Genomic DNA, 13378 nt, shown 5'->3' on the forward strand with positions numbered 1-13378 from the left:
GAGGCTTATTGATCGACCAGCTTCAAGGCCTTGTCGAAGACCTTGAGGACTAGGTTCAGCTCGTGTCCGCGCTTCAGGATCATGCCGTTGACGTTGATGACGGAATAGGCGCCTTGCTTGGCGGCGAGCTTCGGGTTCTTTTCGATTCGGAAGAGCGGCATTTCGCCGGAGCGCTTGAAGACGGAAAACACCGCCTTGTCCTTCAGGTGATCGATGGCGTAATCGCGCCATTCACCCTCGCCGACCATGCGGCCGTAGATCCAGAGGATCGCGTCGAGTTCGCGCCTATGGAAAGTCACCGGCAGCGGATCTTTGCTTTGTTTGTATTCCCTGAGATCGACGACGACTGAGGAACTATTGTCGACGGAGCGGTTTCCGCCGTGTCGCAAATCCGGCTGATCTGTCATCAGTCTCCCGAGGCCTCCGCTTGTGACAGGGGAATGACAGTTTGCCCGAGCCGCCACAAATTGCAAGAGTGCGGGCCGTCACATTCAGTCGCAGCCGACAGTGGACAGGTCGCCGCTTTCTCGGCAGCGCCGCATTTCAGTCAAAACAGCGCCTCATTTGCAGGAGAATTATGCATCCCGGTTTGGCGCCAGCGCGCCAAAGGGCCCGGCGGAGCGTATCGACCTTAACCCCAGCCCCGAATACGCTCAGCCGGGCCGCCCGGACCTTCATCCGCAAGCGGGTGCAATCTCAGATATTTTTACCCGCCATCACCACGGTCGCGCCAAGGATCGCGGCCGGATCGCCGTCCGCGGTGGCCGACTGCAGCAGGATAGCGCAACCCTCGAGCTGCGGCCGCTGCAGGACGGTTGCCGGCAGCGTCAGACTGGTCGCCTTGCCATCCCACATGCCGACCGTTTCGACATTGGTGACGCTGTGCAGATACGAGAGCTTCTTTCCGCTGTTCTCGCCTTTTTCGACCTCGATCGTCTTTTCCTTGTCGAAATAGACCATCACGACATTGGCTTTGCCCTGTCCCGCTCCGATCTTGATCTCCAGCTCGTCGCCCCGCATAGATGCGCTGATAGGAACGGTCAACCCGTTGCCTTCGCCGCTATAGGTGTCGATCCTGCTGTTGATGCCGTTCAAATCGGAGCCGGCCAGGTGGCCGCGTCCATTGACAATGGCCTGCGGCGTGTAGACGTTGCTGCGGCCCATCGTCCTGGCATAGCCATATTGCCGCTCGGTGTTTTCCTTCGAACTCAGCGTGTCGGCCCAGCCGAGATAATTCCAGTAATCGACGTGATAGGCGAGCGCGATGATATTTCCCTGGTTCACCAGCTTGCGGAAAGCCGCATCAGCCGGCGGACAGGAGGAGCAGCCCTGCGCCGTGAAGAGCTCGACGACGCCTTTAGGCGTGCCGTCTTCTGCATGCAGCGGCCCTGCGAGAGCAAGACCGGCCAATAGCGGGATCAACAAACGGGGGGACATTCACCTGCACCTCTTTTTCAGCGTCGCCAGCGTGTTGGTAACCGGAGGCTCTGAGATATGAACGTACGAATAATCCTTCCGGGTCCAAACGAAAAGTCACGAACGGGTGAGACGCAGCACGGCCGGAAGCCGCAGAAGACAAATCATCGTGAGCCCGCTCGAATGCTGCCGCCGCAAAAGAAAAGCCGCCGGAAATTGCTCTCCGGCGGCCCTGATCATGTCAGGCTCTTAATAATCAGGCAGCGAGATCGCGCAGGACCGTCTGCAGAATGCCGCCATTGTTGAGGTAAATCACCTCGTCGAGCGTATCGACGCGCGACAGCAGCGGAACGTCCTTAACGGTGCCGTCGCTATAGGTGATCTTGGCGATCTTCCGCTCGCGCGGCTTGATCTTGTCCAGGCCCTCGATGGTGACGAGTTCATCGCCCTTGAGGCCGAGGCTCTGCCAAGTCGTGCCCTCTTCGAAGACGAAGGGGATGACGCCCATGCCAACCAGGTTCGAGCGATGGATGCGCTCGAAAGACTGGGCGATCACCGCCTTGACGCCGAGCAGGTTGGTGCCCTTGGCCGCCCAGTCGCGCGAGGAGCCGTTGCCATATTCGACACCGGCGAAGATGACGAGCGGCACGCCTTCCTGCTTGTACTGCATCGCCGCGTCGTAGATCGAGGTCTCTTCCTTCGACGGGTAGTGGATGGTGTAGCCACCTTCCTTGCCGTTCGGGCCGAGCATGTGGTTGCGGATGCGGATGTTGGCGAAGGTGCCGCGCATCATCACTTCATGGTTGCCGCGGCGCGTGCCGTACTGGTTGAAGTCGGCAACGGCAACGTCATGACCGATGAGATAGGCACCGGCCGGCGATGCCGCCTTGATCGAACCGGCCGGCGAGATGTGGTCGGTAGTGATCTTGTCGCCGAACAGGCCGAGGACGCGCGCACCCTTGATGTCGGCGACGCCGGTACCCTTCTTGCCCATGCCGACGAAGTAAGGCGGATTCTGGACATAGGTCGAATTGTCGTCCCAGGCATAGGTCTGGCCCGGCGGAACCTGAACGGCCTGCCAGTTGACGTCGCCCTTGAAGACGTCGGCATACTTGCTTTCGTAAAGCTCGCGGGTGACGTATTTCAGGATGAACTCCTGGACTTCCGCAGAGGTCGGCCAGATGTCCCTGAGGTAGACCGGGTTGCCGTTCTGGTCCTCGCCGATCGGCTCCTTGGTCAGATCCTTCTGCACCGTGCCGGCAAGCGCATAGGCGACGACGAGCGGCGGCGAAGCGAGGTAGTTCGCCTGAACGTCAGGCGAAATACGGCCTTCGAAGTTGCGGTTGCCGGAGAGCACGCCCGATACGATCAGGCCCTTGTCGTTGATCGTCTTCGAGATCGGCGCCGGGAGCGGACCGGAATTGCCGATGCAGGTGGTGCAGCCGAAGCCGACGAGATTGAAGCCGAGCTTGTCGAGATCGGCCTGCAGGCCGGACTTGGCGAGATATTCGCCGACGACCTGCGATCCCGGAGCGAGCGAGGTCTTGACCCACGGCTTGGTCTTCAGGCCCTTGGCGACGGCATTGCGGGCAAGAAGGCCGGCGGCGATCAGCACCGACGGGTTGGAGGTGTTGGTGCAGGAGGTGATGGCGGCAATCGCCACGTCGCCATGGCCGAGATCGAAATCCGTGCCTTCGACCGCATAGCGGTTAGTAAGCTGGCCGGGCTTCTTGTAATCGGCATCCATCGAGCCGGCGAAACCGGAAGCGATGTTTTCGAGCGCGATGCGGCCTTCCGGACGCTTCGGGCCGGCCATCGACGGCACGACATCGCCGAGGTCGAGTTCCAGCGTGTCGGTGAAGACGAGGTCGGAACCGTCTCCTTCGCGCCACATGCCCTGGGCCTTCGAATAGGCTTCGACCAGCGCAATCCGGTCATGCGTGCGGCCGGACATGGTGAGGTAGTTGATGGTTTCGCCGTCAACCGGGAAGAAGCCGCAGGTGGCGCCGTATTCCGGACCCATATTGCCGATCGTCGCGCGGTCGGCGAGCGGCATGTTGTCCATGCCGGGGCCGAAGAATTCGACGAACTTCGAAACGACGCCCTTCTTGCGCAGCATCTGCACGACAGTCAGAACGAGGTCGGTCGCCGTGACGCCTTCCTTCAGCTTGCCGGTCAGCTTGAAGCCGATGACTTCGGGAAGAAGCATCGAAACCGGCTGGCCGAGCATCGCCGCTTCCGCTTCGATACCGCCCACGCCCCAGCCGAGAACGCCAAGACCGTTGATCATCGTCGTATGGCTGTCGGTGCCAACGCAAGTATCGGGGTAGGCGATCGTCTCGCCGTCCTCTTCCTTGGTCCAGACGGTCTGGCCGAGATATTCGAGGTTGACCTGGTGACAGATACCGGTGCCGGGGGGCACGACGCGGAAATTCTTGAAGGCCTGCTGGCCCCACTTCAGGAAGCGGTAGCGTTCGCCGTTGCGCTGATATTCCAGCTCGACGTTCTTGGCGAAAGCCTGCGGCGTGCCGAATTCATCGACAATGACGGAGTGGTCGATGACGAGGTCGACGGGAACGAGCGGGTTGATCTTCTCGGGATCGCCGCCGAGCGACACCATCGCGTCGCGCATCGCGGCAAGGTCGACGACGGCCGGAACGCCGGTGAAGTCCTGCATCAGCACGCGCGCCGGGCGATAGGCAATCTCGTTTTCGACCGCGCCCTTATTGTTCAGCCATTCGGCGACGGCCAGGATATGCTCCTTGGTGACCGACTGACCGTCTTCGAAGCGCAGTAGGTTTTCGAGCAGCACCTTCATCGAATAGGGCAGCTTCGAGACGCCGGGCAGACCGTTTGCCTCAGCCTTGGGCAGGCTGTAATAGACATAGTCCTTTCCACCAACGGAAAGCGTGGAACGACAATTGAAACTGTCAAGAGATTTAGACACGAGAGACCCCGTTTCTGATAGCCAACACAGTCGTGCGAACGCCTATGCACTTAATGCACATCAGGATGCGGGTACGGCCATTTCCGCTGTCCGCACGTGGAGCAGACGCTCCAAGTTCGGCGCAAGGATGAAATTCACGCCGACCGCTGGCGTGGTTGCAGGTCTTATAGATAATTTCCTAAAAACTTGCCATACCCGGAAACGAGCAAAATCGGACATTTTTTGACCCCTCCGCAACCCGCAACGACGAAAGAACCGATGCATGCATCTCACCGCCGAAAATCTGGCCGCAAGGCGCGGTGACGATTTGATTTTCGTTAATCTTTCCTTTCACTTGGCAGCCGGCGAGGCGCTTGTGCTGACGGGGAGAAATGGATCCGGAAAGTCCACTTTGCTGCGCGTTGTCGCCGGTCTGTTGAGGCCGGAAAAGGGCACTGTCATCTTTCATGGCGACGGCAGCCGGGAGGGCCGGCATCCCGGCGAGGTCAGCCACTACCTTGGCCATCGAAATGCGATGAAGAATGAACTTACGGTTGCAGAGAACCTCGATTTCTGGCGCGCCTTTCTTGACGAAACGGAAGTGCCTGCCGGCCTATCCCCTGAGGAGGCAGCCGAAGCCGTCGGCCTTTCGGGAATAACCCACCTTCCCTTCGGTTATCTCTCCGCCGGCCAGCAGCGCCGATTCGCCTTCGCAAAGCTGCTGGTCGCCCACCGCCCCATCTGGATCCTCGACGAACCCACGGCGGCACTCGACGCCAGCGCCGACCGGCTGCTTGCCGGCTTGATCGAAGCGCATCTGGCAAAAGGCGGCATCGTGCTGGCGGCGACGCATCAGCCCCTGGGCTTGAAGAATATGCAGGAATTGAAGATGACGGGCTTTGCCGGCGTGGATCAGGGGGTGTGGGGATGATGGTTTGCGATGTCGCTACCCCCCTCTGCCCTGCCGGGCATCTCCCCCACAAGGGGGGAGATCGGCAAGATGCACCGGCCCCGCGAAATCTTGGTCGTGCGCCGAGCGGCTGTCGCCATCCGTGGCGTTTGATTGGGGCAAGAGGGCGCCCCCAGCCGATCTCCCCCCTTGTGGGGGAGATGCCCGGCAGGGCAGAGGGGGGTGCCGCACCATCCATCACACATGTAGAGAGCCGCCCCTAGATGACCGCCCTCTTCCTCCGCGATCTCAAACTCTCCATCCGCGCCGGCGGCGGCGCGCTGATCGGCGTGCTGTTCTTCCTCACGATCGTCGCCGTCATCCCGTTCGGCGTCGGCCCGGATCTCAAGCTGCTCTCGCGCATCGGCCCAGCCATCGTCTGGATCGGCGCGCTGCTTGCCGCCCTTCTCGGCCTCGACCGCCTGTTCCAGGCCGAGCGCGACGACGGGTCGCTCGACCTGATGCTGATGCAGGAAACACCGCTTGTCCTCACCGTGCTGGTCAAATGCTTCGCCCACTGGACGGCGACCAGCCTGCCTTTGGTGATCGCCTCACCGCTGCTCGGGCTCTTCATGAACATGGACGAGACGGCGATTGCTGCCACCATGCTGACGCTGCTTGTCGGCTCGCCGGCCATCACCTTCATAGGCGCCGTCGGCGCCGCCGTTGCCGTCGCCCTGCCGCGCGGTGGCCTGCTGGTCTCGATCCTGGTACTGCCGCTGACCATCCCGGTGCTGATCTTCGGCGTCAGCGCCACCTATGCCGCGGTCGAGGATCCCGCCCCCTTCCTGTCACCCTTCCTCATCCTGGCAGCGCTGACGCTGTTCTTCGCGGTGATCGGCCCGGCCGCCGCTGCGCTCGCGCTGCGAAACACGTCGGATTGAATGTCATTCGATTGCGGGACTAGCCGGATCAAGGTAAGGAAACGGACATGAGCGAAACAAGCCTTGCCATCAGCAAATTCAGCGATCTCGCCAACCCAACGCGGTTTCTGGCGCTGGCGGCGCGCGCCCTTCCGTGGCTGGCCGGCATGACCGCCCTCTGTTTCGCGGCCGGCCTCTATCTGAGCTTTGCGACCGAAGGCGATTACCAGCAGGGCGAGACCGTGCGCATCATGTATGTCCACGTGCCCTCGGCCTGGCTTTCGATGATGTGCTACACGGTCATGAGCTGCTCTGCGATCGGCACGCTGGTCTGGCGCCATCCGCTGGCCGATGTCTCGGCCAAGGCCGCAGCCCCGCTCGGCGCCGCCTTCACCTTACTGGCGCTCGTCACCGGCTCGCTCTGGGGCAAGCCGATGTGGGGCACCTGGTGGGTCTGGGACGCGCGGCTGACCTCGGTCTTCGTTCTCTTTCTGATGTATCTCGGCCTGATTGCGCTCAGCCGCGCCATCGACGATCCATCGAAGGCCGCGCGTGTTTCCGCCGTGCTCATCCTCGTCGGCTTCGTCAACATCCCGATCATCAAATTCTCTGTGGACTGGTGGAATACGCTGCATCAGCCGGCCAGCGTGATGCGCCTCGATGGGCCGGCGATCGATCCGGAATTTCTGCGTCCGCTCTTCGTCATGGCGATCGCTTTCACGCTGCTCTTTTTCACGCTGCACGTCATGGCAATGAGAAACGAGATCTGGCGCCGCCGCATCGCCGCCCAGCGCCGTCTCGCCGCCCGCATGGCGAGCCGGGAGGAATAGCCGGTGACGCACGCCTTCTATGTCTACGCCTCTTACGGCTTCGCAGCGCTGGTCACGGTCGCCGTCACGCTGTGGACCTGGGCCGACGGCCGGGCGCGGCGCCGCGAACTCGCGGCGCTCGAAGCCGCCGGCATTCGCCGCCGCTCGGCGCGCGCGGGGGACGGCGAATGAGCGAGGCGCCCGAAACCACGGCCCGGGCGCGCGGGCTTGGCCGTTATGCGCTGGCGCTTCTGCCGCTCATCGTCTTCGGTGGCATTGCCGCGACGGCCGCAAAGATGCTCTATGACCAGGATTTCCACGGCAAGAACATCGCCGAGATCCCCTCCGCCCTGATCGGCACCAAGGCGCCGGCGCTGAACCTGCCGCCGCTTGAGGGCGCCAACCTGCCGGCGCTGACCGATGCCGCCATCAAAGGCAAGCTGACCCTGGTCAACGTCTTCGCCTCCTGGTGCCTGCCCTGCCGGGACGAACATCCGATCTTGAAGGAACTGGCGAAGGACGGGCGGCTCAACATCGTCGCCATCAATTACAAGGACAAGAACGACAACGCCCTGCGTTTCCTCGGCGAACTCGGAAATCCCTATCGGGCGATCGGCATCGATCCGAACGGCAAGGCGGCGATCGACTGGGGCGTTTACGGCATTCCGGAAAGTTACCTCGTCGGCCCCGACGGCACCATCCTCTACAAGCGCGTCGGCCCCTTCGACGATATCAGCCTGAAGGAAGGGCTGTTTCCGGCGATGGAAAAGGCGCTGGGAAAGCCGGTTTCTTAAGTTTCATTCCGGGAGAAGACCCCTCCCCAACCCCTCCCCACAAGGGGGAGGGACTTATATGCCGCTCCCGACATATCCCACTCACCGTTTCATCCGCAGAGAGGTTGCTGCCTGGCGCCATACAGTGCGCCGAGTTAGCCCCTCCCCCTTGTGGGGAGGGGTTGGGGAGGGGTTTTCTTGCCAAATGCGGATTAAATCCCACCCTGCCAGACCTTGATCGCCTCCACCGGCCAGATCAGCATCACCACGTTGAGCGTCAGATTATCGCGGATCACATAACCGGTGAAAATCTCGAAGAAGAGGGCGATCGCCACCGTCAGCGCCACCGGCGCACGCGAGGCAAAGAAGAAGCCGATGCACATGAAAACGGTATCCATCGCCGAATTCAGGATGCTGTCGCCGTAATAATCCAGCGCGATCGTCGCCGTGCGGTAGCGGTCGATGATCAGAGGCGAATTCTCCAGCAGTTCCCAGCCGGATTCAATGACAAGCGCCAGCAGCAGCTTTGCCGCCAGCGGCTTGCGGCGCAAGATCAGGTGGCTGAGCCCGTAGAACAGGAAGCCGTGGATAATATGCGACGGTGTGTACCAGTCGGACAGATGCTGTGAATTGCCGCTGGTGTTGACCCCGCCCTCCCACAGCTTGACATAACCGCAGGCGCAGATCGGCACGCGGCCCATCAGATATTCGGCGACGATCTGCGCGACCAGCACCGCAAGGCAGGCGACGAACCAGAAGCTCTGATGCCTGACACGATATTCGGCGTCTGCAGCACTCACTTCTCGCCGCCCGGTTCCAGGTTGATACTGTGTTTCAGCACCAGCGGCATTTGCGCTAGCGTGAAGATGATGGTGATCGGCATCGTGCCCCAGACTTTGAAGGCGACCCAGGTATCATCGGAAAAATTGCGCCAGACGACTTCGTTCAACACGGCGAGGAACAGAAAGAAGATGCCCCAACGGATGGTGAGCTTGCGCCAGCCTTCGCCATCGAGCTGGAAGGCGGCGTTGAAGACGTAGCCGAGCAGCGAGCGGCCGAAGGCGAGCCCGCCGAGCAGCGCGACGCCGAAGAGCGCGTTGACGATGGTCGGCTTCATCTTGATGAAGGTCTCGTTCTGCAGCCAGATCGACAGCGAGCCGAAGATGACGACGACGATGCCTGAGACGAACGGCATGATCGGCAGATGGCCGAGCACGACCTTGGAAACGGACAGCGAAATGACCGTCGCCGCCATGAAGAGCGCGGTTGCGACGAACAGCGGGCCGCCCAGTTCGGCCAGGGCCGGAAATTTCTCCACCAGCCACTGACCGCGCAGATTGGCGAAGAAGAAGATCATCAGCGGCCCGAGTTCCAGCGCCATTTTCAGCATCGGATGATGGCGGTCGGCCGCGCTCGGCGTGATATCGCTTTCGGTGGTCATGCGTTCTTCGAACCTGCTATTTCTGAAAATTCGTTTCCCGACCGTCCCTTGCAGGCTTTCGGCGGCTTATCTGTGGCATCATTGCGGAAGCCCGGCAATGGCATGGGCGAAATCCTCGGCCTCGAACGGCTCCAGATCGTCGACCCCCTCGCCGACGCCGATGAAATAGACCGGCAGCTTGTACTTGGCGGAAATGGCGACGAGAATGCCGCCTCGCGCCGTGCCGTCGAGCTTGGTCATGATCAGCCCGTTGACGCCGGCGACATTGCGGAAGATCTCGACCTGGCTCAGCGCATTCTGCCCGGTCGTGGCATCGAGCGTCTGCAGCACCGTATGCGGCGCATCGGGGTCGAGTTTGCCGAGCACCCGCACGATCTTCTCGAGCTCGGCCATCAACTCGGCCTTGTTCTGCAGACGGCCGGCGGTATCGACGATCAGCACGTCGCATTTCTTCGCTTTCGCCTGCTCGAAGGCATCATAAGCAAGGCCGGCGGCATCGGCGCCGAGCTTGGTGCCGACGAATTCGGATTTGGTCCGCTCGGCCCAGATCTTCAACTGCTCGATCGCCGCCGCGCGGAACGTATCGCCGGCAGCCAGCATCACCTTCAGCCCGGCGCCCGACAGCTTCGCCGCGAGCTTGCCGATCGTCGTCGTCTTGCCGGTGCCGTTGACGCCGACGACGAGGATGACATGCGGTTTGTGCGAGAGATCGAGCTGCAGCGGTTTGGCGACCGGCTTCAGAACCTTGGCGATCTCGGACGCCATGATCCGGCTGACATCCTCGCCGGTAACGTCCTTGCCGTAGCGCTCCGAAGCGAGCGTATCGGTGACGCGCAGCGCCGTCTCGACGCCGAGATCGGCATGGATCAGCAGGTCTTCAAGATCCTGCAGCGTCTCGTCGTCGAGCTTGCGCTTAGTGAAGAGCGCGGTGATCTGGTTGGTGAGCTGCGAAGAGGTGCGCGCGAGCCCATTGCGCAGCCGCTGGAACCAGCTGAGTTTCGCCTGCGGAGCGATGGGCTGCGGTTCGACGATCGCAGGGCCAGTGGCGAAGCCTTTGGGGAGGATCGGAGGTTCAGGCTTTGGCTGTTCCGCAGCAGTTTCGGAGGGCTCGCCGGGTGAGATACCCCCCTCTGCCCTGCCGGGCATCTCCACCACAAGGGGGGAAATCGGCTGAACGGCGATATCTTCTTCCACATCGATCTCAGCAGGGGTTTCCTCCGAGAGCGCTTCTGTTGCCTCGGCGGTCACTTCGACCGAAGCCGGCGTGTCTGCCTCCGAACGATCTCCCCCCTTGTCGGGGAGATGTCCCGAAGGGACAGAGACGGGTGATTCCACCTCGCTCTCGGCAATTGCCTGCGTCTCTGCTTCAGCTTCGGCTTCCAACAGTGAAAGCGGCACCAGCCCGAACTCGCTCATCTGATCTGCGGGAGGCAAAGGCAACGGCTCATCGAGGATGTTTGATTCCTCGGCCTTGCCGACATCCGCCGATGGTCCACCCGCCGTATCCATCTCCTCGGGAAGAACCGGATCATCGGCGACCGGAAGATCTTCGTCGCGCGAACGCGGCTCGAGCTCTTTTTCCACGGCGTCAGGCACGGGCTCTTCAGCCGGCTTGCCGAAGGTGAAGACCTTTTTGATGAAACTGAGCGCCATGAGAATTCCGTGAAAGTCAGGCCGCTGCGGCCGTCGATTGCATGTCGAGATGCTTGCCATTGTGGCCGGTGATGGTGGCCGGCACAAGTTCGCCGGGGCGGAGGCCGGCGGCAGCGACCAGCGTGAAGTTCTCCGTATGCGCCAGGCCGTTGTTTTCGACAAGCAGCCATTGCCGGGTTCCGACCATGCCATCGAGATGGGATTGATGGAGCCTCTGTCCGGTGGCGCGCAGCCGTGCGGCCCGATCCTTGACCAGCGACCGGTCGAGCTGCGGCATTCGGGCGGCCGGTGTGCCGGGGCGCGGGCTGTAGGGGAAGACATGCAGATGCGCGATACCGGCCTCCTCGGCCAGCCGCACCGCATTGCCGAACATCTCTTCCGTCTCCGTCGGGAAGCCGGCAATCATGTCGGCGCCGAAGCTCATCTCGGGGCGAAGACGGCGAGCGTCTTCTATGAAACGCAGCGCATCGGCGCGCGAATGGCGGCGCTTCATGCGTTTGAGGATCATGTCGTCGCCGTGCTGCAGCGACAGATGCAGATGCGGCATGAAACGCGGCTCGTCGGCTATGAGATCCATCAGATGGGCATCGGCCTCGATGCTGTCGATCGAGGAAAGCCTGAGGCGGCGGATATCCGGGATCTGCTTCAAGAGCGTCTTCGCCAGAAGGCCGAGCGTCGGGGTCCCCGGCAGATCGCCGCCATAGCTGGTGGCGTCGACCCCGGTCAGTACGATCTCGCAATAGCCACTGTCGGCGAGCTTGCGCGCCTGGTCGACCACGGCTCCCATCGGCACGGAGCGGGAATTGCCGCGGCCATAGGGGATGATGCAGAAGGTGCAGCGGTGGTCGCAGCCGTTTTGCACCTGGATGAAGGCGCGCACATGCCCGTCGATGTGCCTGACCATCTGCGGCGCCGTTGCCTTGACGCTCATGATGTCGTTCACGCGCAGCTTCTCTTCGGCCGAAACGCCGAAATCCGGCAGGCTGCGATAGGAAGCGCTCGAAAGCTTCTCCTCGTTACCCAGAACGGCATCGACCTCTGCCATGGCGGCGAAGGTCTCTTTTTCCGTCTGCGCGGCGCAGCCGGTGACGATGATGCGGGCATGCGGATTGTCGCGCCGCGCCCGGCGGATGGCCTGGCGGGCCTGGCGCACGGCCTCGCCGGTCACGGCACAGGTATTGACCAGGACGGCGTTGTTGAGCCCGGCCTTCTCGGCCTGCGCCTTCATCACTTCGGATTCATATGTGTTGAGGCGGCAGCCGAAGGTAATGACCTCGATGCCGCTCACTGCGCCTCGGCTCCCCGGTCCGCATCGCCCGACCAGAGACCGGTCGCAGGATCGAGCCTGCCCGACCACTCCCATTCGGCCGGACCGGTCATGATGACATGATCGTCGCGCTCGCGCCATTCGATCGAAAGCGTGCCCGGCGGCTTGGCGCTCGCCACGTTGATCATCACCCTGCGGCCGGTGCGGCCGGTGCGCGCGGCGCTTACGGCGGCGGAACAGGCGGCCGAACCGCAGGCGAGCGTCAGACCCGCGCCGCGCTCCCAGGTGCGGGTCGTCATCGACGTCGGCGAGGTCACCTGCGCCAGAGTGATGTTGGCGCGCTCGGGAAACATCGGATGGTTTTCCAGCAGCGGCCCGAAGCGAGCGAGATCATAGGACATCACGTCCTTGTCCACCCAGAAGATCGCATGCGGGTTGCCCATCGACATGGCAGACGGTGAATGCAGCACCGGATTGTCGATCGGGCCGATCTGCAGTTCGATGCGGCTGGTATCGTGGAATTCTTCGGCCAGCGGGATCCTGTCCCAATCGAACACCGGCTTGCCCATATCGACGGAGATCGTCCCGTCCTCGTGTTCGACGGCGTTGAGGATGCCCGCGACCGTCTGGAAGGTGAAGGCCTTTCGGCCGGTCTCGGCGGCAAGCGCCTGCACGACGCAGCGCGTGCCGTTACCGCAGGCCTGCGCCTTGGAGCCGTCGGAATTCAGGATATCGATGAAGGCGTCAGTGCCGTCGGCCTTCGGATCATGGATCGCCATGATCTGGTCGAACGCGGTCTCAGGATCGGCATTGAGCGCGACAGCCGCCGCTGCCGTTACCTTGTCCGGCCGACCACGCATGTCGACGACCAGGATCTTGTTGCCAAGCCCGTTCATCCTCGCGAATTCGACCGTCGTGCTCATGGTATCATTCCGTCCGTGTTTCCGCTGTATATGGCGGAAATGCGAAGGAATTACCAGTGGGTGAGTGCCGGGCAGCCATTGCCGCCGGCCGCCCTTGCTAGGCAGTCCGGTTTTACCGCTCAGCACCGTTGGAATTAAAAGACGCCGCATGCGCTTCGACGATGGCGGCGGTGATGACCTTTCTCAGCTCGTAGACCAGCGAGCGGGATCGCTTGCGATCCAGATCCTGTGCCGCCTTTGCAAGACTTAGGCCTTCGTTCAGAACAATATGATGAGCCCGCGCCAGTGCCCAGCTTTCAATATCAGGATTGATCATTCGATATCTCCGCCGGATCATCCGGCATCAAGGATATTCACG

At 62.1% G+C, this 13378-nt stretch carries 14 protein-coding genes; 5 read left to right on the forward strand and 9 right to left on the reverse strand.

The window, feature by feature from the left end; genetic code table 11:
- Positions 1-5: 5 nt before the first annotated feature.
- The 3 genes from EFR00_RS10060 to acnA form a co-directional block, all read right to left on the reverse strand.
- Complete coding sequence (locus EFR00_RS10060; RefSeq protein WP_009991293.1) at positions 6-407, reverse strand: DUF2794 domain-containing protein; 402 nt, start codon at positions 405-407, stop codon at positions 6-8.
- Positions 408-696: 289 nt separating this feature from the next.
- Entirely contained in the window at positions 697-1437 is a 741-nt protein-coding gene (locus EFR00_RS10065) for a DUF1223 domain-containing protein (RefSeq protein WP_077992205.1), read from the reverse strand.
- 235 nt (positions 1438-1672) lie between these two features.
- Positions 1673-4363 carry an aconitate hydratase AcnA gene (gene acnA / locus EFR00_RS10070; RefSeq protein ID WP_077992206.1) on the reverse strand — a complete coding sequence of 897 codons (2691 nt, stop codon included), beginning with the start codon at positions 4361-4363 and terminating at the stop codon, positions 1673-1675.
- 262 nt (positions 4364-4625) lie between these two features.
- Here acnA and ccmA point away from each other — a divergent pair, with 262 nt between their 5' ends.
- The 5 genes from ccmA to EFR00_RS10100 all read left to right on the forward strand — a co-directional run bounded on the left by ccmA (position 4626) and on the right by EFR00_RS10100 (position 7757).
- On the forward strand, positions 4626-5273 hold the full coding sequence (gene ccmA / locus EFR00_RS10075; protein ID WP_077992209.1) for a heme ABC exporter ATP-binding protein CcmA: 648 nt from the start codon (positions 4626-4628) through the stop codon (positions 5271-5273).
- A 242-nt stretch (positions 5274-5515) separates the two neighbouring features.
- Positions 5516-6175, forward strand: a complete 660-nt coding sequence (ccmB, locus tag EFR00_RS10085; RefSeq protein ID WP_077992213.1) for a heme exporter protein CcmB — start codon at positions 5516-5518, stop codon at positions 6173-6175.
- A 47-nt stretch (positions 6176-6222) separates the two neighbouring features.
- Complete coding sequence (locus EFR00_RS10090) at positions 6223-6984, forward strand: heme ABC transporter permease (RefSeq protein ID WP_009991494.1); 762 nt, start codon at positions 6223-6225, stop codon at positions 6982-6984.
- Positions 6985-6987: 3 nt separating this feature from the next.
- Entirely contained in the window at positions 6988-7155 is a 168-nt protein-coding gene (gene ccmD, locus EFR00_RS10095) for a heme exporter protein CcmD (protein WP_009991495.1), read from the forward strand.
- Positions 7152-7757: a DsbE family thiol:disulfide interchange protein gene (locus tag EFR00_RS10100; protein WP_077992215.1), complete on the forward strand. Its 606-nt coding sequence runs from the start codon at positions 7152-7154 to the stop codon at positions 7755-7757. The genes ccmD and EFR00_RS10100 overlap by 4 nt, the downstream gene beginning before the upstream one ends.
- 191 nt (positions 7758-7948) lie before the next feature.
- Here EFR00_RS10100 and EFR00_RS10105 read toward each other — a convergent pair whose 3' ends face one another.
- The 6 genes from EFR00_RS10105 to EFR00_RS10130 form a co-directional block, all read right to left on the reverse strand.
- Positions 7949-8536, reverse strand: coding sequence for a DUF2585 domain-containing protein (locus EFR00_RS10105; protein WP_009991304.1), 588 nt, complete (start codon positions 8534-8536; stop codon positions 7949-7951).
- Positions 8533-9177 carry a septation protein A gene (locus EFR00_RS10110; protein ID WP_077992217.1) on the reverse strand — a complete coding sequence of 215 codons (645 nt, stop codon included), beginning with the start codon at positions 9175-9177 and terminating at the stop codon, positions 8533-8535. The genes EFR00_RS10105 and EFR00_RS10110 overlap by 4 nt, the downstream gene beginning before the upstream one ends.
- A 78-nt stretch (positions 9178-9255) precedes the next feature.
- Complete coding sequence (gene ftsY / locus EFR00_RS10115) at positions 9256-10830, reverse strand: signal recognition particle-docking protein FtsY (RefSeq protein ID WP_077992220.1); 1575 nt, start codon at positions 10828-10830, stop codon at positions 9256-9258.
- A gap of 16 nt (positions 10831-10846) precedes the next feature.
- Positions 10847-12118 (reverse strand): tRNA (N(6)-L-threonylcarbamoyladenosine(37)-C(2))-methylthiotransferase MtaB, encoded by a 1272-nt coding sequence (gene mtaB, locus EFR00_RS10120; protein WP_077992222.1) that lies wholly within the window; start codon positions 12116-12118, stop codon positions 10847-10849.
- Entirely contained in the window at positions 12115-13020 is a 906-nt protein-coding gene (gene dapF / locus EFR00_RS10125) for a diaminopimelate epimerase (RefSeq protein ID WP_038691854.1), read from the reverse strand. The genes mtaB and dapF overlap by 4 nt, the downstream gene beginning before the upstream one ends.
- 112 nt (positions 13021-13132) lie before the next feature.
- Positions 13133-13357: a hypothetical protein gene (locus tag EFR00_RS10130; protein ID WP_170961407.1), complete on the reverse strand. Its 225-nt coding sequence runs from the start codon at positions 13355-13357 to the stop codon at positions 13133-13135.
- Positions 13358-13378 lie beyond the last annotated feature (21 nt).

The sequence above is a fragment of the Rhizobium sophoriradicis genome, assembly GCF_003939025.1.
Lineage (GTDB): Bacteria > Pseudomonadota > Alphaproteobacteria > Rhizobiales > Rhizobiaceae > Rhizobium > Rhizobium sophoriradicis.